The organism is Acidovorax sp. JMULE5, from assembly GCF_013376875.1.
Taxonomy (GTDB): Bacteria; Pseudomonadota; Gammaproteobacteria; order Burkholderiales; family Burkholderiaceae_C; genus Acidovorax; species Acidovorax facilis.
In genome coordinates this window covers 742,047-760,158 of record NZ_CP035951.1, presented here as the reverse complement: position 1 = coordinate 760,158, position 18,112 = coordinate 742,047, and the positions used below count along the sequence as shown (strand labels likewise).

At 63.7% G+C, this 18,112-nt stretch carries 15 protein-coding genes; 3 read left to right on the top strand and 12 right to left on the bottom strand.

Annotated features, from left to right (window positions below):
- Positions 1–5: 5 nt before the first annotated feature.
- Positions 6–1,019 (bottom strand): tripartite tricarboxylate transporter substrate binding protein, encoded by a 1,014-nt coding sequence (locus tag EXV95_RS03490; RefSeq protein ID WP_176885821.1) that lies wholly within the window; start codon positions 1,017–1,019, stop codon positions 6–8.
- A gap of 220 nt (positions 1,020–1,239) precedes the next feature.
- Between EXV95_RS03490 and EXV95_RS03485 the strand changes: the two genes are divergently transcribed.
- Both EXV95_RS03485 and EXV95_RS03480 read left to right on the top strand, forming a co-directional pair.
- A complete protein-coding gene (locus EXV95_RS03485; protein WP_055402421.1) occupies positions 1,240–2,013 on the top strand; it encodes an IclR family transcriptional regulator in 774 nt (257 codons plus the stop codon).
- 50 nt (positions 2,014–2,063) lie between these two features.
- Positions 2,064–2,636 (top strand): peroxidase-related enzyme, encoded by a 573-nt coding sequence (locus EXV95_RS03480; protein WP_176885820.1) that lies wholly within the window; start codon positions 2,064–2,066, stop codon positions 2,634–2,636.
- Positions 2,637–2,709: 73 nt separating this feature from the next.
- Here the strand turns inward: EXV95_RS03480 and EXV95_RS03475 are convergent, their stop codons facing one another.
- Both EXV95_RS03475 and EXV95_RS03470 read right to left on the bottom strand, forming a co-directional pair.
- A complete protein-coding gene (locus tag EXV95_RS03475; RefSeq protein ID WP_176885819.1) occupies positions 2,710–3,141 on the bottom strand; it encodes a thioesterase family protein in 432 nt (143 codons plus the stop codon).
- Positions 3,142–3,161: 20 nt separating this feature from the next.
- Positions 3,162–3,944 carry an SDR family oxidoreductase gene (locus EXV95_RS03470; RefSeq protein ID WP_176885818.1) on the bottom strand — a complete coding sequence of 261 codons (783 nt, stop codon included), beginning with the start codon at positions 3,942–3,944 and terminating at the stop codon, positions 3,162–3,164.
- A gap of 139 nt (positions 3,945–4,083) precedes the next feature.
- On the opposite strand from EXV95_RS03470, the gene EXV95_RS03465 reads away from it, so the two are divergent.
- A complete protein-coding gene (locus EXV95_RS03465) occupies positions 4,084–5,784 on the top strand; it encodes an electron transfer flavoprotein-ubiquinone oxidoreductase (RefSeq protein ID WP_176885817.1) in 1,701 nt (566 codons plus the stop codon).
- A gap of 82 nt (positions 5,785–5,866) precedes the next feature.
- On the opposite strand, the gene EXV95_RS03460 is transcribed toward EXV95_RS03465, so the two are convergent.
- The 9 genes from EXV95_RS03460 to EXV95_RS03420 form a co-directional block, all read right to left on the bottom strand.
- On the bottom strand, positions 5,867–7,558 hold the full coding sequence (locus tag EXV95_RS03460; RefSeq protein ID WP_176885816.1) for a methyl-accepting chemotaxis protein: 1,692 nt from the start codon (positions 7,556–7,558) through the stop codon (positions 5,867–5,869).
- Positions 7,559–7,689: 131 nt separating this feature from the next.
- Positions 7,690–11,343, bottom strand: a complete 3,654-nt coding sequence (locus tag EXV95_RS03455) for a hydantoinase B/oxoprolinase family protein (protein ID WP_176885815.1) — start codon at positions 11,341–11,343, stop codon at positions 7,690–7,692.
- A gap of 44 nt (positions 11,344–11,387) precedes the next feature.
- Entirely contained in the window at positions 11,388–11,960 is a 573-nt protein-coding gene (locus EXV95_RS03450; RefSeq protein ID WP_176885814.1) for a hypothetical protein, read from the bottom strand.
- A 34-nt stretch (positions 11,961–11,994) separates the two neighbouring features.
- Entirely contained in the window at positions 11,995–12,960 is a 966-nt protein-coding gene (locus tag EXV95_RS03445; protein ID WP_176885813.1) for a TRAP transporter substrate-binding protein, read from the bottom strand.
- 43 nt (positions 12,961–13,003) lie between these two features.
- Complete coding sequence (locus EXV95_RS03440; protein WP_176885812.1) at positions 13,004–14,302, bottom strand: TRAP transporter large permease; 1,299 nt, start codon at positions 14,300–14,302, stop codon at positions 13,004–13,006.
- 20 nt (positions 14,303–14,322) lie between these two features.
- A complete protein-coding gene (locus EXV95_RS03435) occupies positions 14,323–14,832 on the bottom strand; it encodes a TRAP transporter small permease (protein ID WP_055402379.1) in 510 nt (169 codons plus the stop codon).
- Between the two features lie 110 nt (positions 14,833–14,942).
- On the bottom strand, positions 14,943–15,908 hold the full coding sequence (locus EXV95_RS03430) for a TRAP transporter substrate-binding protein (RefSeq protein ID WP_176885811.1): 966 nt from the start codon (positions 15,906–15,908) through the stop codon (positions 14,943–14,945).
- Positions 15,909–15,933: 25 nt separating this feature from the next.
- Positions 15,934–16,773 carry a putative hydro-lyase gene (locus EXV95_RS03425; RefSeq protein ID WP_370460179.1) on the bottom strand — a complete coding sequence of 280 codons (840 nt, stop codon included), beginning with the start codon at positions 16,771–16,773 and terminating at the stop codon, positions 15,934–15,936.
- A 318-nt stretch (positions 16,774–17,091) separates the two neighbouring features.
- The gene (locus EXV95_RS03420; protein WP_055402374.1) at positions 17,092–18,006 is read right to left on the bottom strand and encodes a LysR family transcriptional regulator; all 915 of its coding nucleotides are present in this window, start codon (positions 18,004–18,006) and stop codon (positions 17,092–17,094) included.
- Between the last annotated feature and the right edge of the window lie 106 nt (positions 18,007–18,112).

The window sequence follows — 18,112 nt, the reverse complement described above, 5'->3', positions numbered from 1 at the left end:
GCCCGTCAGTCCAGGCTGGCGCCCGAGTCCTTGACGATCTTGGCCCAGCGTGGCACTTCGGCTTTGAGCAGCGCGCTGAACTGCTCGGCGGTGCCGCCCAGCACATCGCCGCCTTCGGAGCGCAGCTTGTCGGCCACATCGGGTTGCTGCAGGGCCGCGTTGATGGCCTTGTTGAGCTGCGCCACGATGGATGCGGGCGTACCGGCAGGGGCCAGGATGCCGAACCAGGTCACGGCCTCGAACCCCTTGTAGCCCGACTCGGCCAGCGTGGGCACATCCGGCAGTTGCGGCGAGCGCTTGGCCGAGGTGATGGCGATGACCTTGAGCTTGCCATTGCGCACCTGACCCAGCAGCGTAGGCACCGACGACATGTACAGGTCGATCTGCCCGCCCACCAGGTCCGTCATGGCCTGGGCCGCGCCCTTGTAGGGGATGTGGCGCAGCTTGATGTCGGCGGCGTTTTCAGCCAGCTCCCCGGCCAGGTGGGCCACGGTGCCGTTGCCCGAATAGCCCAGCGTGAGCGCATCGGGCTTGCCCTTGGCGGCCGCCACCACATCGGCGTAGCTCTTGAAGGGTGAGTTGATGGGCGCAGCCATGACGATGGGCGAGGACGAGACGAGCGCCACGGGCACCAGGTCCTTGAGCGGGTCGTACGGCAGCTTGGGGTAGAGCGTGGGGTTGATGGCCAGGTTGCTGGTCTGGCCAATGACGAGCGTGTAGCCGTCGGCGGGTGACTTGGCGGCGGCGTCCACCCCCAGGTTGCCGCCCGCGCCGGGGCGGTTGTCCACGATGACGTTCCACTTGTTCTGGTCCGTGAGCTTTTGCGCCACCGTGCGGGCAATCATGTCGGTGCCTCCGCCGGGAGGGAACGGCACGATCAGGCGGATGGGCTTGCTCGGATACGCGGCTTGTGCGTGGGCGCTGGCAAAGGGCGCTGCAATGGCGGCAAGGCCGAGGACGGCGGCGCACAGGGGGGCGCCCAGGGCACGGGGAAGCAAACGGGGCGAAAAAGCGGGCATGCAGTTGTCTCCTGGTAGGTGGTTCTTGGCGCCGCCCTGCACATGCTGCTGCAGGCCCGGCGCTGTGGACGCGACTTTACGCAGGCGTTTCAACCCATACAATGAAGTTGCACACAATGAAACGAATTGCACCGTGAGCAATCTTCCCAAAAAACCACCCTCGCCCCTCGCCACCGCCAGGGTGCCCTCGCCTGCCAGGTCCCCGTCACCCCGCAAGACCCTGCCGCAGGAGCCCACCGAACCGGAAAACAGCGCTGCCAAAGACACGGGCGGCGGCGTGATTGCCGTCACGCGCGCACTGCAGGTGCTGGAGGCCTTTGCACTGGGCGAATCCAGCCTGCCGCTGGCCGAGTTGAGCCGCCGCTGCGGCCTGCACAAGACCACCGTGCTGCGCCTGGCGCGCACGCTGGCGCAGTCGGGCTTCATGGTGCAACGCGAGGATGGCGACTGGCGCCTGGGCCCGGCCGCAGGCTGGCTGGGCGCGCGCTACCAGGCCGGTTTTGACGTGCAGAACGTGCTGGAGCCCGCGCTGCGCGAGCTGACCCTTGCCACGGGCGAAAGCGCCGCGTTTTATGTGCGCGAAGGCAATGTGCGGACCTGCCTCGTGCGCGTGGAAGGCCCGCAGGCGCTGCGCCACCACGCACGCATGGGCGAAGGCCTGCCGCTGGACAAAGGATCGCCGGGCCGTGTGATCCTGGCGTTTTCGGGCGAGCCGGGCAAGGCCTATGAAGAGATCCGCAAGAAGGGCTACCACTGGTCGATTGGTGAGCGAGAACAGGGCGTGGCCACGGTGTCGGCGCCCGTGTTTGGCATGCACTGGCGGCTGATGGGCTCGGTGTGCATTTCGGGCCCGGCATCGCGTCTGCCCGCCGAAAAGCTCGAAGCGCTGGCGCAGACAGTGATGGCTGCGGCCACCCAGTTGTCGTATGCGCTGGCGGGCAATTCGGCCGCGCCCGCCCAGAGTCCGGTGCGGGCGACCCACTGGCACCCTTGAGGCATCCGTGATACTTGCGGCATCCACCACAACAACCCCAGGAGACCGCCGTGAGCCGCTACCCTTTTCCCGACCTGAACACCCTGCCCGAAGACATCCGCGCACGCATCGTGGAAGTGCAGGAGAAGGCGGGCTTCATCCCCAACGTGTTCCTGGCCTTTGCACGCCGCCCGGCCGAGTGGCGAGCGTTCTTTGCTTACCACGATGCACTGATGCTGAAAGAGGAAGGCAGCCTGACCAAGGGCGAGCGCGAGATGATCGTGACCGCCACCAGTGCCGCCAACCAGTGCCTGTATTGCGTGGTGGCCCACGGCGCGATCCTGCGCATCTACGAAAAGAAACCGTTTGTGGCCGACCAGGTGGCAGTGAACCACCGCAAGGCCGACATCAGCCCGCGCCAGCGCGCCATGCTCGACTTTGCGATGAAGGTCTGCCAGCGCTCGCACGAGATCGAGGACGCCGACTTCGCTGCGCTGCACGCCCACGGCTTTGACGACGAGGACATCTGGGACATCGCGGCCATCACCGCGTTTTTTGGGCTGAGCAACCGCATGGCCAGCTTTGCGGGCATGCAGCCCAACCCAGAGTTTTACTTGATGGGACGGGTGCCCAAGCAGAAGTAAGTGCCCTGGCGCATTTACTATCAATCTAATAGCTACTAGCGCTTACCCAATAAGCGCTAGAGCCCAATTTCATTCAAATTCTATCCGCAGTGACCAGCGCCCGCATCCAGTCCGGCAAGGGCGCTGCCTTCTGCTGCGGGAAGTCCACCCAGATGGTGGTGGCACCACCTGCCGCGCAAATCACGCCGGGCTGGTCCGTGCGCTCCATGGTGCCCCAGGTCTCGAACGTGGTGCGGCCCGGGTCGCTCACATAGAGCTTGAGCAGCACGTCAGCCGGGTATTCGAGCTGCTTGTAGAAATTGCAGAACGCATTGACGATGACCGGCCCCTGGCCGCGCGGATCGGGGTTGCAGCCCACGGACACCATCCACTCGATGCGGGCCGTCTCCAGGTATCTGAAATACACCGTGTTATTGACATGGCCCATCGCGTCCATGTCGCCCCAGCGCACGGGGAAGCGCATTTCAAAAACCAGCTTCTTGACTTCCGGGATTTCAATCTTCATGGTTTCGCACACCCGAGGGATCAGACCCCAAAGCCGTCGTCAGCCGCAATCACCGCACCATTGATGAAATGGCTCTGGTCGCTGGCCAGCATCACCAGCAGCGCATCCAGGTCTTGCGCGTTGCCCACGCGCTTACGGGGCAGCATGTCGATGAGCTTCTTGCCCTGCTCGGTCTGCCAGTGGTGGTGATTGATTTCCGTGTCGATGTAGCCCGGGCAGATCGCATTCACGTTGATGCCGAACTTGCCCCATTCCATGGCCATGGCCTTGGTCATCTGCACCACGGCGGCCTTGCTCATGCAATAGGCGCCGATCTGCGGCAGCACCTTCAGGCCCGCCATCGAGGCAATGTTTATGATGCGCCCGCCCGTGAAGCTGCCCGGCGCCGCGCCGCGCGAGCGGGCCAGCATGCGCTTGCCCACCTCTTGCGCCACAAAGAAGGCACCCTTCACGTTGGTGTCGAAGATGAAGTCGTAGTCCTCGGGCGTCACGTCCTGGATGCGCTGCGTGGTGCTCACGCCCGAGTTGTTCACCAGAATGTCGATGGAGCCCATTTCGGTCTCGGCATGGGCCACGGCGGACTTGATGGAGTCGTGGTCGGTCACATCGAGTTCGATCACATGGGCATCACCGCCCTCGCCTTCGATGCGCGCACGCAGCTCCTTGAGCTTTTCCACGCGGCGGCTGGCCAGCACGACGCCTGCGCCCACGCGGGCCAACGTGCGGGCAAACTGAGCGCCCAGGCCGCTGGAGGCGCCCGTGATGAAGGCCACGCGGCCGGACAAGTCGATGCTGTATGCCATTTAGAGTCTCCCTACTGATCAAAATAGAACGGTCGTTCGATTGTCCATATTCCGTGAATACAATCAGTCGCCAGACAGACAGGGCGCGGTCGGCGCTCTGTAGAAAATAATCCATTATCAAACGCCCGACGAGAAGCCCATGACCAACGAAGAAATCCTCGCCCAATACGGCCCCCGCGAATCCATGGAATACGACGTGGTGGTCGTTGGCGGCGGCCCTGGCGGCCTGGCCACTGCGATCCGCCTGAAGCAACTGGCGGCCGAAAAAGGCCAGGACGTCTCGGTCGTGGTGCTCGAAAAAGGCTCCGAGCCCGGTGCGCACATCCTGTCGGGCGCCATCATGGACCCCAAGGCCCTCACCGAGCTGATCCCCGACTGGAAAAAGCGCGGCGCGCCCCTGAACCAGCCCGTCACCGACGATGCCTATATCTTCCTGTCGGAAAAGTCGGGCTTTCGCGTGCCCAACATGTTCCTGCCGCCCTTTGCGCAGAACCACGGCAACTACATCATCAGCCTGGGCAACCTGACCAAGTGGCTGGGCGAGCAGGCAGAGGCCCTGGGCGTGGAAATCTTCCCCGGCTTTACCGCCGCAGAGGTCCTCTACAACGATAACGGCTCCGTCAAGGGGGTGGCCACGGGCAATCTGGGCATCGGCAAGGACGGCGAGCCCACCGAGAACTTCCAGCTCGGCATGGAGCTGCTGGGCAAATACACCGTGTTTGCCGAAGGCGCACGCGGCCACCTGGGCAAGCAGCTGATTGCCAAGTTCCACCTCGACAAGGACCGCGACCCGCAGAGCTTTGGCATTGGCGTGAAGGAACTCTGGGAAATCGACCCCAAGAAGCACCAGCCCGGCTTTGTGATGCACACCGCTGGCTGGCCCATGGAGAACGACACCTACGGCGGCGCCTTCCTGTACCACCTGGAGGGCAACAAGGTGGCCGTGGGCTTTGTGACCGGCCTGGGCTACCAGAACCCCTACCTCAGCCCCTTCGAAGAATTCCAGCGCTGGAAGACGCACCCGAACGTCCGCTACTACTTCGAAAACGAAAAGGGCGAAGTCACGGCCAAGCGACTGTCGTACGGCGCACGCGCGATCAACGCCAGCGGCATCAACGCCCTGCCCAAGACCGTGTTCCCGGGTGGTGCACTGGTGGGCTGCAATGCGGGCTACCTGAACGTGGGCCGCATCAAGGGCAGCCACGCCGCCATCAAGACCGGCATGCTGGCCGCTGAAGCCGCCTACGACGCCGTGGTGGCAGGCCGCCAGCACGACGAGCTGACCGCCTACCCCGAAGCCTTTGAAAAGAGCTGGCTGCACACCGAACTGAACAAGGACCGCAACTTCAAGAACTGGTTCAAATACGGCCTGACCACCGCCACGGTGATGAATGGCATCGAGCAGCTTGTGCTGCGCGGCCATATCCCCTGGACGCTGCACCGCGACAAGCCCGACCACGCTTACCTGAAGCCCGCTGCCGAGTGCAAGCCCATCGTCTACCCCAAGCCCGACGGCAAGCTCACGTTCGACCGCCTCTCCAGCGTGTTCATCAGTAACACCAACCACGAAGAGAACCAGCCCGCACACCTTACGCTCAAGGACCCGAGCGTGCCGGTCAACATCAACCTGGCCAAGTACGCGGGCCCCGAGGCACGCTACTGCCCTGCCGGCGTCTACGAGTTTGTGCCCGACACCACCAAGGGCGGCGATGCCCAGCGCCTGCAGATCAATGCGCAAAACTGCGTGCACTGCAAGACCTGCGACATCAAGGACCCGACGCAGAACATCGTGTGGGTCACCCCCGAAGGCGGCGGCGGTCCGAACTATGCAGGCATGTGAGCACCATCAAAATTCATAGCACCTAGTGCTTAAAGGGCCTGCGCTGCAGGTCCTTTTTTATTGATGTCTCTGGCACTGACGCTCACGCGGCTGCGCGCGTGAGCTGAAACTGCCCCATTGCACCCGCCAGCCGGTTGGCCTGGTCCTTGAGGCTCTGGGCCGCTGCAGCGCCCTGCTCCACCAGCGCGGCGTTTTGCTGCGTCATGTGGTCGAGTTGGTCCACCGCCTGGCTCACCTGGCCGATCTGTGTGCTCTGCTCGCTGCTGGCTTCGTTGATCTCGGACATCAGCGTGGTCACCCGCTCCACGCTCTGCACGATGTCGCCCATGGTGGAACCTGCGGTGACCACCAGCCGGGCGCCGTCACTCACCTTGTCCACGCTGGTGGAGATCAACGCCTTGATCTCGCGCGCCGCATTGGCACTGCGCCCGGCAAGGCCCCGCACTTCGCTGGCCACCACGGCAAAGCCGCGCCCCTGTTCGCCCGCGCGGGCGGCCTCCACGGCGGCGTTCAGTGCCAGGATATTCGTCTGGAACGCAATGCCATCAATGATGCCCACGATGTCGGCGATCTTCTTGCTGCTGGCGTTGATCTCTTCCATGGTCTTGACCACCTGGCTGACCACTTCGCCGCCTTTGCTGGCCACTTCGGTGGCGTTCAGCGCCAGAGCATTGGCCTGGCGCGTGCTGTCGGCATTGGCGGCCACCATCTGCGCCAGCTGCGCAATGCTGGCCGCCGTCTGCTGCAGGTTGCTGGCGGCATGCTCGGTGCGCATGCTCAGGTCAGTGTTGCCCGCTGCCACCTCCGAACTGGCCACATGGATGGATTCGCCCGAGTCACGCACCTCGGTCACCACGTAGTGCAGCGACTCGACCATCTTGTCCAGCGCCGTGAGCAGCTGGCCAATCTCGTCGGTGCGCTGGGTTTGCATGCGCACCGTCAGGTCGCCCCGCGCCACCAGGTCGGCCGCCTCGCAGGCCTGGCGCAGCGGCAGCACGATGGAGCGCCGCAGCAGCCAGCCAAACAGCGCCGACAGCGCCACCACCACCAGCACCGCCACAGCACTGACCCATTGCGCACGGGACGCGTCGGTAATCATGCTGTCACCCGCTTTCAGGGATGACTGCTCGGAGGCTGCGAGCAACTGGTCAATGGAGCGCAGGTACTGGGTCAAAGCAGCAGCGTGTTCCTGCAACTCCTTCTGGCTGATGATCTTGGCTTCGAGGGCGTTTTGCACCAGCGCATCCCGCAACACTGCATATTTCTGGCGTTGCTCCTGGGCTTCGGTCCACAGCGGCCCGGCACTCTCGCTGGAGGACGCCTTGGTCATCGCTTCTTCAATGCGCTTGCGCATCGCGTCTTCGGCTGCGATTTGGCTGCGCATCTCAGCCACCAGCGGGAACACGTCGGACGACAACGTGGCACGCAATGCAATCTGGCCGATATAGACAGACTGCGTTTTCCAGTCCCGCACCGTGCGCTCAATGGGCAGCTGCTCTGCAGTCAGCAGCGTAGCCTGGCGGCTGGTGTCCTGGCCCGTCAGCCAGGTGGTGGCGCCGAGCAGGGCCACCGCGAAGCCCAGAATGCCAAAGCTGGCCGCCAGCTTCTGCCCCACGCTCAGGGTGCGGGTGCGGCTGCGCCGCGCAGGCTCTGGGCTCTGGGCGGCAGAGTCTGTTGTGACACGGCTGACATCTGCGTGTGCAGGTGCGTGTGCAGGTGCGGCGGAGAAGGTTGCGCCGCCAAGCGCCCCGGAAGTGGCTGGCAAGTAGTTCATGAGCGTTCTCCTGGTTCATTTCCCGCACCATGCGGGGGTGGAAACCAGTGGTGGCAAGCGCTGTGCCCAGTGTGTCCCCGCAGGTACATCGCACACAGCACATGCCCCACTGGGGTCAGCGGCCCATCACGTCACGACGTGACACATTCGCCAAAGCCGCCACCGCCGGGGGTAGCGATCTCGAACACATCGCCAGGCTCCATCAGCGCCGCGCCGATATGGCCCAGCTCTTCCACCTGGCCATTGGCACGCAGCACGCGGTTGGCACCGGGCCGGCCGGGCTGGCCGCCTGCCATGCCAAAGGCGGGGTTCAGGCGCCCGTTGGACAAAATGCTGGCCGTCATCGCCTCCAGAAAGCGCACGCGCCGCACGCCACCATCACCACCCGCCCAGCGGCCTGCCCCGCCAGACCCGCGCTGGATCTCGTAGCTGTCGAGCACCACGGGGAAGCGGAACTCCAGCACCTCGGGGTCGGTCAGGCGCGAATTGGTCATGTGCGTCTGGACCACGCTGGTGCCGTCAAACCCGCGCACCGTGCGACCCGAAGCATCGAACACAGCACCGGCGCCGCTGCCGCCGGCAATGGTTTCGTAGTACTGGTACTGCGCATTGCCAAAGGTGAAGTTGTTCATGGTGGGCTGGCTGCCCGCCATCACGCCCAAGGCGCCGAACAGCGCATTGGTGATGCAGGTGGAGGTCTCCACATTGCCCGCCACCACCGAGGCCGGCGGGTTGGGGTTGAGCATGGATCCTTGCGGAATGATGACCTGCAGGGGTTTCAAGCACCCGGCATTGAGCGGAATGTCATCGTCGACCAGCGTGCGGAACACATACAGCACCGCAGCCATGCACACCGCACGCGGGGCGTTGAAGTTGTTGGTCTGCTGCGCACTGGTGCCTGCAAAGTCGATGACCGCGCTGCGCTCGGCCACGTTGACCTTGACCGACACGCTGATCTGTGCGCCGTTGTCCAACTTCAGGGTGAACTGTCCGTCTTTGAGCTGCGTGATCACGCGGCGCACCGACTCTTCAGCGTTGTCCTGTACGTGGCGCATGTAGGCCTGCACGACATCCAGGCCAAACTGGCCCACCATCTTCGAGAGTTCCTGCACGCCCTTCTCGTTGGCAGCGATTTGCGCGCGCAGATCGGCCAGGTTCTGCTGGGGATTTCGGCTGGGGTATGGCGTGGTGCCGCCACCCGTCGTCAGCAGGCTGCGCACCTCTTCTTCCAGAAAGATGCCACGGTCCACCAGCTTCACGTTGTTGATCTGCACCCCCTCTTCGTCGATACGCGTGGAGAACGGTGGCATCGAGCCCGGCGTGGTGCCACCGATGTCGGCATGGTGGCCCCGGCTGCCCACATAAAACGTGGGCTCCTTGCCCTCGGCCACATACACCGGGGTGATCACCGTCACATCGGGCAGATGGGTGCCGCCATGGTACGGGTCGTTGAGCATGTACACATCGCCCGGGTGCATCCTCCCCGCGTTCTCGCGGATCACGGTCTTGATGCTCTCACCCATGGAGCCCAGGTGCACGGGCATGTGCGGCGCGTTGGCGATCAGGTTGCCCGTGGCATCGAAGAGCGCACAGCTGAAGTCCAGGCGCTCCTTGATGTTGACCGAGTAGGCCGTGTTCTGCAGCTGCAACCCCATCTGCTCAGCGATGTTCATGAACAGGTTGTTGAACACCTCCAGCAGCACCGGGTCTACCGTGGTGCCTGCGGCGTACTGCACCTTGCGCGCGGTGACGCGGTCCAGCACCAGGTGATCCAGGTCCGTGAGGCGCGCAGACCAGCCGGGCTCCACCACGGTGGTGGTGTTCTTCTCGGCAATGATGGCCGGGCCTGGGATCACGTCGCCAGGGTGCAGGTCCTCGCGCACCACCAAGGCGGCGTCGTGCCATGCGCTGCCCGAGTACATCTTCACCGTCTCGCGCTGTGGGTGCTTGCGGTGCGGATGCACGGGCAGGCGCGGCTCGGCGGGGGCGCCGCCCGCAATCATGGCCTCGACCGACACGGCCTCCACCACCAGACCCTTGCCGACCATCAGGAAGGCAAAACGCTGGCGATAGGCAGATTCGAAAGCGGCCTGGATGCTGGCCATATCGCCAAACGGCACCACCAGGGCCGAATCGGTGCCTTCGTAGCGCACGTGCACGTTGTGGCGCACCTGCACCGGATTGGCGCTGACCTGCTGGCGCTCCAGCTCGGCCTGGGCCGCAGAGCCCAGTGCGTCCAGGCGTTCCGCAATCAGCGGCAGCGATGCGGCGGCCAGCGGCATCTCCACCGCCTGTTCGCGGATCACCGTCTGGTCCGCCAGACCCATGCCATAAGCACTGAGCACGCCCGCCAGCGGGTGCACAAACACACGCGACATGCCCAAGGCATCGGCCACCAGGCAGGCATGCTGGCCGCCCGCGCCACCAAAACACTGCAGCGTGTAGCGCGTCACGTCGTAGCCGCGTGCCACGCTGATCTTCTTGATGGCGTTGGCCATCTGCTGCACAGCGATCTGGATGAAGCCTTCGGCCACTTCTTCGGGCTTGCGCTGGGTCTGCGCAGCAATTTCCTCAAAACGGGCGCGCACCGCATCGGCGTCCAGTGTTTCGTTGGCGGCGGGGCCAAACACGCTGGGGAAGTAACGCGGCTGCACCTTGCCCACCATCACGTTGGCATCGGTCACGGCCAGCGGGCCGCCCCGGCGGTAGCTCACCGGACCTGGGTTGGCGCCTGCGCTCTCGGGGCCCACTCGGAAACGGGCACCGTCGTAGGCCAGCACCGAGCCGCCGCCAGCCGCCACCGTGTGGATGCTCATCATGGGGGCGCGCATGCGCACACCGGCGACGTGGGTTTCGAACTCGCGCTCGAACGCACCGGCGTAGTGACTTACATCAGTGGACGTTCCGCCCATGTCAAAGCCGATGACCTTTTCATGCCCGGCCAAGCCCGCCGTGCGCGCCATGCCTACGATGCCACCTGCGGGCCCTGACAGAATCGCATCCTTGCCCTGGAAGGTACCCGCATCGGTAAGCCCCCCCGAAGACTGCATGAAGAACAGCTTGACGCCCGGCATTTCGCTGGCGACCTGCTCCACATAGCGGCGCAGGATGGGTGAGAGGTAAGCATCCACCACGGTGGTGTCGCCCCGGCTCACGAACTTCATCATGGGGCTGGTTTCGTGCGAGGTGCTGATCTGCGTGAAGCCCACCTCTTTAGCGATGCGCTGAGCCGCCTGTTCATGCTGGGTGTAGCGGTAGCCGTGCATGAACACAATGGCCACGCTGCGCAGACCACGTCCGTAGGCGGCCAGCAGGTCGCCGCGCAGGCTGGGTTCGTCCAGTGCCTGCAGCACATCGCCATGGGCGCCCACCCGTTCGCACGCTTCGATCACCTCGGTGTACAAAAGCTCGGGCAACTGGATGTGGCGATCGAACAAACGGGGGCGGTTCTGGTAGGCAATACGCAGCGCGTCGCGAAAGCCGCGCGTGGTCACCAGCAGCGTGGGCTCGCCCTTGCGCTCCAGCAATGCGTTGGTGGCCACGGTGGTGCCCATCTTCACGCACTCCACCAGCGCGGGTGTGACGGGCTCGCCGGGCTTCAAACCCAACAGGTGGCGTATGCCCGCCACGGCGGCGTCCTTGTACTGCTCGGGGTTTTCAGACAGCAGCTTGTGGGTGGTCAGCGAGCCATCGGGCCGCTTGGCCACGATGTCGGTGAATGTGCCCCCACGGTCAATCCAAAACTGCCAGCGGGGAATGTGGGTGGTGGGTGCAAGTTGTGTCATGGTGTGATGGTTTGCAAAGTGAAATGAAAGGGTTCGGTGCACGCTCAAGCCGCCAGGGCCAGAGGGGAGCGTGCCGGGGAGCGCGGCGCGCGAGCCAGTGCCTCCTGCACCGCGCGCACAGAAGGAATGGAGGGCGCTGTGACCATGGCCTTGTCCGCACCGCACCAGGGGCGGCTCAGTGCAGCAATCCAGGGCATCACGACATGGATGTCCGAGGGCGGCAGGGTTTGCATGCTGTCCACAACAATGCTCAGCTCCTGCGCCAGGCGCGTGCCCGGGGCAAAGCGCCAGTGGTACTGGCCGCAACCCAGGCGCACCGCGCGGCTGTCTTTTTCGGTCATGGCCACGAGCCAGGGGCAGTGGAATTCCGAACATGCGGGGTCGGGAGGATCGGCCAGGCAGAAGCTGTACACGTTTTCATAGGTGCGGCCAAAACGGCGCACCAGGGTTTCGGCAATGGCGTCGCGGCCGTGGGCCACCGGCGGAAAGTCCATGTCGCCCTGCCGCACGTCCATGCGCAGCAGCGAGCCGCCGGCAAAGGCCCGCTCGATCAGGTGAGGCCGGTTGCCATCCTTGGCCAGCAGATACATCTCGATGGTGTCTGAAGGGGTTTGCATGGTGATTCCTTGGTGATGCCAACAATGCAATGGCCTAGCGCTGCGTGTAGTACGGGATGAAGAGCTGGTTGGCCTCGCTCCCCACGGACCGCACCCATTCGCGGGAAAACCGTTCGCCCAGGCGTTTGAGTTCGGAGTCCAGCACCGCGGTGGGGGGCTCGACCTTGATGCCTTTGCGCTGCAGTTCGATCACCGACTCCTCGGCCACGGCGGCGCTCATCGCCCAGCCCCGTTTTTCGGCGTCTGCTGCAGCCTGGCTCACGGCCTGGCGCACCGGGGCGGGCAGTGCGTCAAACGCCTGCTGGTTCACAAAGACGATGTTCTTGGGGAACCAGGCGTTGATACCGTAGTACTGCTTGATCTGGCCCCAGACCTGGTTTTCCACCCCGGTCAGGGCCGATGTGATCATCGAATCCAGCCTTCCGGCCGCCAGGGCCTGGTTGACCTCGACCATGGGCACATCCACGGGCGTGGCGCCCAGCAGCTCGGCAATACGCACCGTGCCCGGGTTGTAGGTGCGCATGCGGGTGCCCTTGAAATCCACCGACGAACGCACCGGGACCGTGGTGAACAGCCCCTGCGGAGGCCACGGCACGGCGTACAAGGCTTTGAGCCCCTTGCGCGCCATGTGCACTTCAATCAAGGGTCGCTGCACATCCCACATGCGCCGTGCGTCGGCATAGCTGCGGACCACAAAAGGCACGGAATCGCCACCTGCCATGGGGATGTCGCGCACCAGGCTCGTCATGATGGTTTCGCCCGCCTGGGCCTTGCCGTCCTGCACCGCCTGAGGAATCTCCGCCAGTTTGAACAAGGCGTTGTTGGCATGCACTTCAATGCGCAATGCACCGGCTGAAGCACGCTCCACGTCCTGCGCAAACTGGACGATATTGCGCGTGTGGAACGACTCCGCCCGGTAGCCCGTGGCCAGCTTCCACTGGGTTTGGGCGTGCAGCACCGGGGCCACGGCAAGCGCGGCCAACAACACAATGGTCTTCATGGTGAGCTCCTGTACGGACTATTCGGCGAGGGGTGCTGCGGGGTCAGCCCTGCATCTGGCGTGGCAGCCAGAGCACGACGTCGGGCACGAAATACGTCAGGATGACCGCAACGATCATCAGTGCGAACAAAGGCAGTGCAGTGCGGGCGATCCAGGTAACTTCGCGGCGCGTCATGCCCTGCAGCACAAAGAGGTTGAAGCCCACCGGCGGCGTGATCTGCGCCATCTCCACCACCAACACGATGAAGATGCCGAACCACACCAGGTCAAAGCCTGCAGCTTCCACCGTGGGCAGCAGCACCGCGATGGTCAGCACCACCATGGAGATGCCATCCAGGAAGCAGCCCAGCAGGATGAAAAACACGATGAGCAGCAGCATCAGCGCAAAGGGCGACAGGTGCAGGGCGCCGATGAACTCGGCCAGGTGGCGTGGCAGGCCGATGAAGCCCATGGCCAGTGTGAGGAACGCGGCGCCCGCCAGGATGAGGCCGATCATGCAGTAGACGCGGCAGGCAGCGACCAGCCCGTCCTTGAAGCGCGCCCAATCGAGTGATCCCTCGATCTTCGCCAGGATCAGCGACCCGCCCACACCCAGCGCCGCGGCCTCGGTGGCGGTGGCAATACCGCTGTAGATGGCGCCCAGCACCACCACGATGAGCGACACCACAGGGATCAGGTGGCGCGACGCATAGAGCTTCTGCATAAAGCTCAGGCGGGCATCAGGCGCTGGCACCTTGTCCTTGTTGAACAAGGCCCACACGACGATGTAGCCCATGAACAGTGCTGCCAGCAGCAGGCCTGGAATCACGCCGGCCAGGAACAGCTTGGAGATCGACACATTGGCCGCCACGCCATAGACGATCATGATGATCGACGGCGGGATCAGCAGGCCCAGCGTGCCAGCGCCAGCCAGTGTGCCCACCGAGATGTCTTCGGGATAGCCACGCTGCTTGAGTTCGGGCAGCGTGATCTTGCCGATGGTCGCGCAAGTGGCCGCCGATGAGCCCGAGATGGCAGCGAAGATGGTGCAGCCCACCACGTTCACATGCAACAGACGGCCGGGCAGACGGTCCAGCCAGGGCGCCAGGCCTTTGAACATGCTGCTCGACAGCTTGCTGCGAAACAGTATCTCGCCCATCCAGAGGAATAGCGGCAAAGCCGTGAGCGTCCAGCTGGAGGTAGACCCCCAGATAGTCAGCATCATGCTGTCGCCCACGGGGCGGCTGGTAAAAAGCTCCATACCGACCAGCGCCACCGCAAGCAGTGACAGGCCGATCCACAAACCCGAACCGAGCACTGCAAAGAGCACCACGATCAGGCCAAAGGCAATGATGACGTCCATGTTGATTTCTCCTGCGGGGGTTACTCGGAACGGGCCGATTCAGACACGGCCATGAAGGCCACGCCCTGAAAGCGCAGGATGAGCGCATGGGCAAACGACAGCGCAAAGCCGATGCAGCCCATGGCCATGCTGATCTGGGGAATCCACAGCGGCGAAGCATCGGCCGCAGGCGAAATGTCGTGCGTGACGTAGGAAATCCACACCGAGCGCACTGCGTAGCAGGCGATATAGGCCGTGAGCACCAGTGCACTGGACAGGCAGAACCATTCAAAGGCGCCGCGCCAGCGTGACGGCAGCCGGTCGAGCAACAGGGTCACCCGGATGTGGTCTCCGTTTTGCAATGTGCCGGGCAATGCAAAGAACAGCGCTGCGGCGATGGCGTAGCCTGCATACGCGTCGAGACCGTCGATGTTGACGTGAATGACCTCGCGGGCAAACACGCCCAGCGTGACTGCGGCGAACGCAGCCAGCATGGACAGGCCGGACAGCAACATCAGCAGCCTGTAGAAATTTCGGACGAGTTTGTCCATGGCGTACTCCGGTAACGCTTGAAAAAAATGAGGGGGAGTGGCGACGAAAGAACTGGGCAGCAGGCGCCTGTGCTACCCCGGCCCCACTGCGGGGGCCCGGAAAACGACGATTACTTCTTGCGGTAGGCGTCGATGATGGCCTGTCCCTCAGGCCCGGCAGACTTGATCCAGTCGGCCGTCATGGACTCGCCAATGCTTGCCAGTTCCTTCTTGATGCTGTCGCTGGGCTCGGCCACGGTCATGCCTTTGGCGCCCAGCTCTTTGATGAACTCCTTGTCCACGCGCTCGCTCGTGGCCCAGCCGCGCTCTTCGGCGGCTGCCGCTGCCTTCAGCACGGCGTCCTGCAAAGGCTTGTCGAGGGCATCGAACGCCTTTTGGTTCACCACGGTGGCATTGCGCGGAAGCCATGCGCTGACGGGATAGAAGTGCTTCACCTGCTCATACAGCTTGGATTCCACGCCGCTGGCGCTGGACGTCAGGAAGTTCTGCACGGTGTTGGTAGCCAGCGCCTGGCCCAGCTCCGACAGCTGGATCGTCACCGGTTGCGCCTTGAGCAGTTGCGCAATGCGCGTGGTGGCGGGGTTATAGGCCCGCATCTTGGTGCCTGCAAAGTCCGCGGGCGTACTCACGGGCTTGAGCGAGTAGAGCGACTGGCCGGGCCATGGCACGCTGAACAGCACTTTCACGCCTTGGGACGCGAGCAGCTTCTCCTGGGCAGGCTTGGCGGCCAGATACAGGCGCTTGGAATCGGCATAGCTCGTGGCCAGGAACGGAATCGAGTCCACACCAAACAGCGGGTTCTCGTTGGATGCGCCCGAGAGAATGAACTCGGCCGAAGGCACCTGGCCGGTTTGCACCGCACGCTTGATTTCGTTGGCCTTGTACAGCGAGCCACCGGGGTGCAACACGATCTTGAGCTTGCCGCCCGTGAGCTGATCCACCTCGTTGGCGAACTGCTGCACGTTCTGCGTCTGGAAGCTGTTGGCGCCATAGCCCGTGGGCAGGTCCCACTTGATCTGGGCCTGGGCGGCGCAGACGCTGAGGACTGCGGACAAACAAATTGTGATTTTCTTCATGGTGGAACTCCTTGTTGAAAGCGGATCAGAAACTGGCGAGCTGGTGGTTGAGAAGGTCGGTGACCAGCATGCAGCCCGGTGCATGCGTGATGCAGAACGCGGGCTGGGCATTCAAGATGGCCGATTGCGGGGTGACGCCGCAGGCCCAGAAAACAGGGATTTCGCCCGGCATCAGCGCTACGGCGTCGCCGTAGTCGGGATGGGCCAGATCGGCGATGCCGATCAGCGCCGGGTCACCGATGTGCACAGGTGCTCCATGCACATTGGGAAAACGCGAGGTCACCTGCACGGCGCGGATCACATCCGCTGCGGGCATGGGACGCATGGTCACCACCATGGCGCCGCCAAAAGGGCCGGCCGGCTCGGTTTGCACGTTGGTGCGGAACATGGCCACGTTCTTGCCTTCGTCGATGTGGCGCAGGCGGATGCCTGCCTCGATCAATGCGGACTCGAACGAAAACGAACAGCCCAGGATGAAGGTGACCAGGTCCGGCCGCCAGAGGCTGGCAATGTCCGCCACCTCCTCCGACATTTCACCGTGGCGCCAGATGCGGTACAGCGGGACATCACTGCGGATGTCGATGTCCTTGCCCAGCGAAGGCAGGGTGAACTGGCCGGGCTCGCTGACCGCCAGCACGGGGCAAGGCTTGGGATTGCGCTGGCAGAACCGCAGAAAGTCACTGGCAAGCACCTCGGGCAGGATGACCACGTTGCCTTGCACATGGCCGTCTGCGAGACCGCTGGTGTGCGATGTCCACAGGCCCTTGCGGATGGTGTCGCGGACGTAGTTCGGATTGCTGGTGCCCTCAGGGCCAAACACCGCGAGCGAATTTTCTTGAGCTAAGTCCACCGTATTTCCTTGCATTGAGAAAAGTCAATTGCATGACGTTGGACGGATTGTGTTGGGGTGTAACTGCGCTGGCAAATTCAAAAAATTTCTCTTAGCTCATCGATTTTTCCGATGCACTTCATTGGGGCGAAGCAAACCAATTTGGTGCTCAGGGTTAACCCTTGAACTTCTATTTAGGGTTAACCCGAGTCCTCGAAAGGAGAATTTGCACAAGCGCAGCCGCACCGAACTGCGCATGTCGCTTCAATGCGAAATTCTCGGGGCTGCGCCGCAAACGCAGACACTGCAGCCGCAGTGCGCGCAGCGGAAAAGGAGCGTGCGTGGTCCCCGCGCTCAGGCGCGGGCCTTGCGGGGCTTGGGCTCTGGGGGTTGCTGCGCTTCGATGAAGCTGAGCGCCGAACGCACGATCGCCTCCATCGCGGGCGAAGACGGGTCTTCGCGGTAGCTCACGTGAATGGGCAGCGGACGCAGCGCAATGTCGCAGGCCAGCGCACGAAGATCCGGGAATGCCAGCATCCTCTGCACCGCCAGGCGCGGCAGCGTGGCAACGCCAAAACCGCCCTGCACCAGCTGCACCATGGCAGAGATTGAGGAAATGGTGTGCACGCAGCGCGGCTCCACCTGCGCCTGGCGCAGCGTGTCCAACAGGTACACATGGGGCTGAGAACCGCGCTGAAAGGTCAGGATGTCGGTGCCGGCAAAGTCTTCTGATGCATAGCGCCGCTTGCGGTGGATCTTGCTGTTGCCGACGAACACCATCTCCATCGGCGTCAGCGCCTGGCTGCGAATGCCTTCTGCCGATGCGGGCAAGGCCGCAAACACTGCATCCAGCGTGCCCCGGCGGATCTGATCGAGCAGCACCGGCGTGGATTCGACCGTGAGTTCCAGCTCCAGCAGCGGGTTGTCCTTGCGCAGTTGTTCCACCCAGGGGATGAGCCACGAGTGGAGTACCGACTCAATGGCGCCCAGGCGAATCGACACTTCCAGCGGGCCGCCCGAGCCCATCTCGGCCTTGAGCTGGCGTTGCAGCTCCAGCATCCGCTTGGCGTACGTCAGAAAGCGCGTGCCCGCCACTGTGAGCTTGAAATGTTTGTCGCGCCGGTCCAGCAGCAGCACGCCCAGTTCTTCCTCCAGCGCCGCCACGCGACTTGACATGGCCGACTGCGTCAGAAAGAGCTTTTCCGCTGCGCGCGTCACGCTCTTGAGGGAGGCCACCCAGTAAAAGGCTTCGACAAAACGCAGGTTCATGGTGGTGGTTCTCCGGCCTTGCTGGCACGTTGCAAGCTCCTTGGCGGTGCACCGTGGTGGTGCAACATCCCCCAAGCCAGCGCCGAAAGGCGTGGCCATTCTGCCG

Bases quoted from the DNA above. Each gene is read 5' to 3' on its own strand.
- EXV95_RS03455 (WP_176885815.1), bottom strand. From the start codon at position 11,343: ATGACACAACTTGCACCCACCACCCACATTCCCCGCTGGCAGTTTTGG.
- EXV95_RS03470 (WP_176885818.1), bottom strand. From the start codon at position 3,944: ATGGCATACAGCATCGACTTGTCCGGCCGCGTGGCCTTCATCACGGGC.
- EXV95_RS03490 (WP_176885821.1), bottom strand. From the start codon at position 1,019: ATGCCCGCTTTTTCGCCCCGTTTGCTTCCCCGTGCCCTGGGCGCCCCC.
- EXV95_RS03465 (WP_176885817.1), top strand. From the start codon at position 4,084: ATGACCAACGAAGAAATCCTCGCCCAATACGGCCCCCGCGAATCCATG.
- EXV95_RS03440 (WP_176885812.1), bottom strand. From the start codon at position 14,302: ATGGACGTCATCATTGCCTTTGGCCTGATCGTGGTGCTCTTTGCAGTG.
- EXV95_RS03430 (WP_176885811.1), bottom strand. From the start codon at position 15,908: ATGAAGAAAATCACAATTTGTTTGTCCGCAGTCCTCAGCGTCTGCGCC.
- EXV95_RS03435 (WP_055402379.1), bottom strand. From the start codon at position 14,832: ATGGACAAACTCGTCCGAAATTTCTACAGGCTGCTGATGTTGCTGTCC.
- EXV95_RS03475 (WP_176885819.1), bottom strand. From the start codon at position 3,141: ATGAAGATTGAAATCCCGGAAGTCAAGAAGCTGGTTTTTGAAATGCGC.
- EXV95_RS03420 (WP_055402374.1), bottom strand. From the start codon at position 18,006: ATGAACCTGCGTTTTGTCGAAGCCTTTTACTGGGTGGCCTCCCTCAAG.
- EXV95_RS03425 (WP_370460179.1), bottom strand. From the start codon at position 16,773: ATGCAAGGAAATACGGTGGACTTAGCTCAAGAAAATTCGCTCGCGGTG.
- EXV95_RS03450 (WP_176885814.1), bottom strand. From the start codon at position 11,960: ATGCAAACCCCTTCAGACACCATCGAGATGTATCTGCTGGCCAAGGAT.
- EXV95_RS03445 (WP_176885813.1), bottom strand. From the start codon at position 12,960: ATGAAGACCATTGTGTTGTTGGCCGCGCTTGCCGTGGCCCCGGTGCTG.
- EXV95_RS03460 (WP_176885816.1), bottom strand. From the start codon at position 7,558: ATGAACTACTTGCCAGCCACTTCCGGGGCGCTTGGCGGCGCAACCTTC.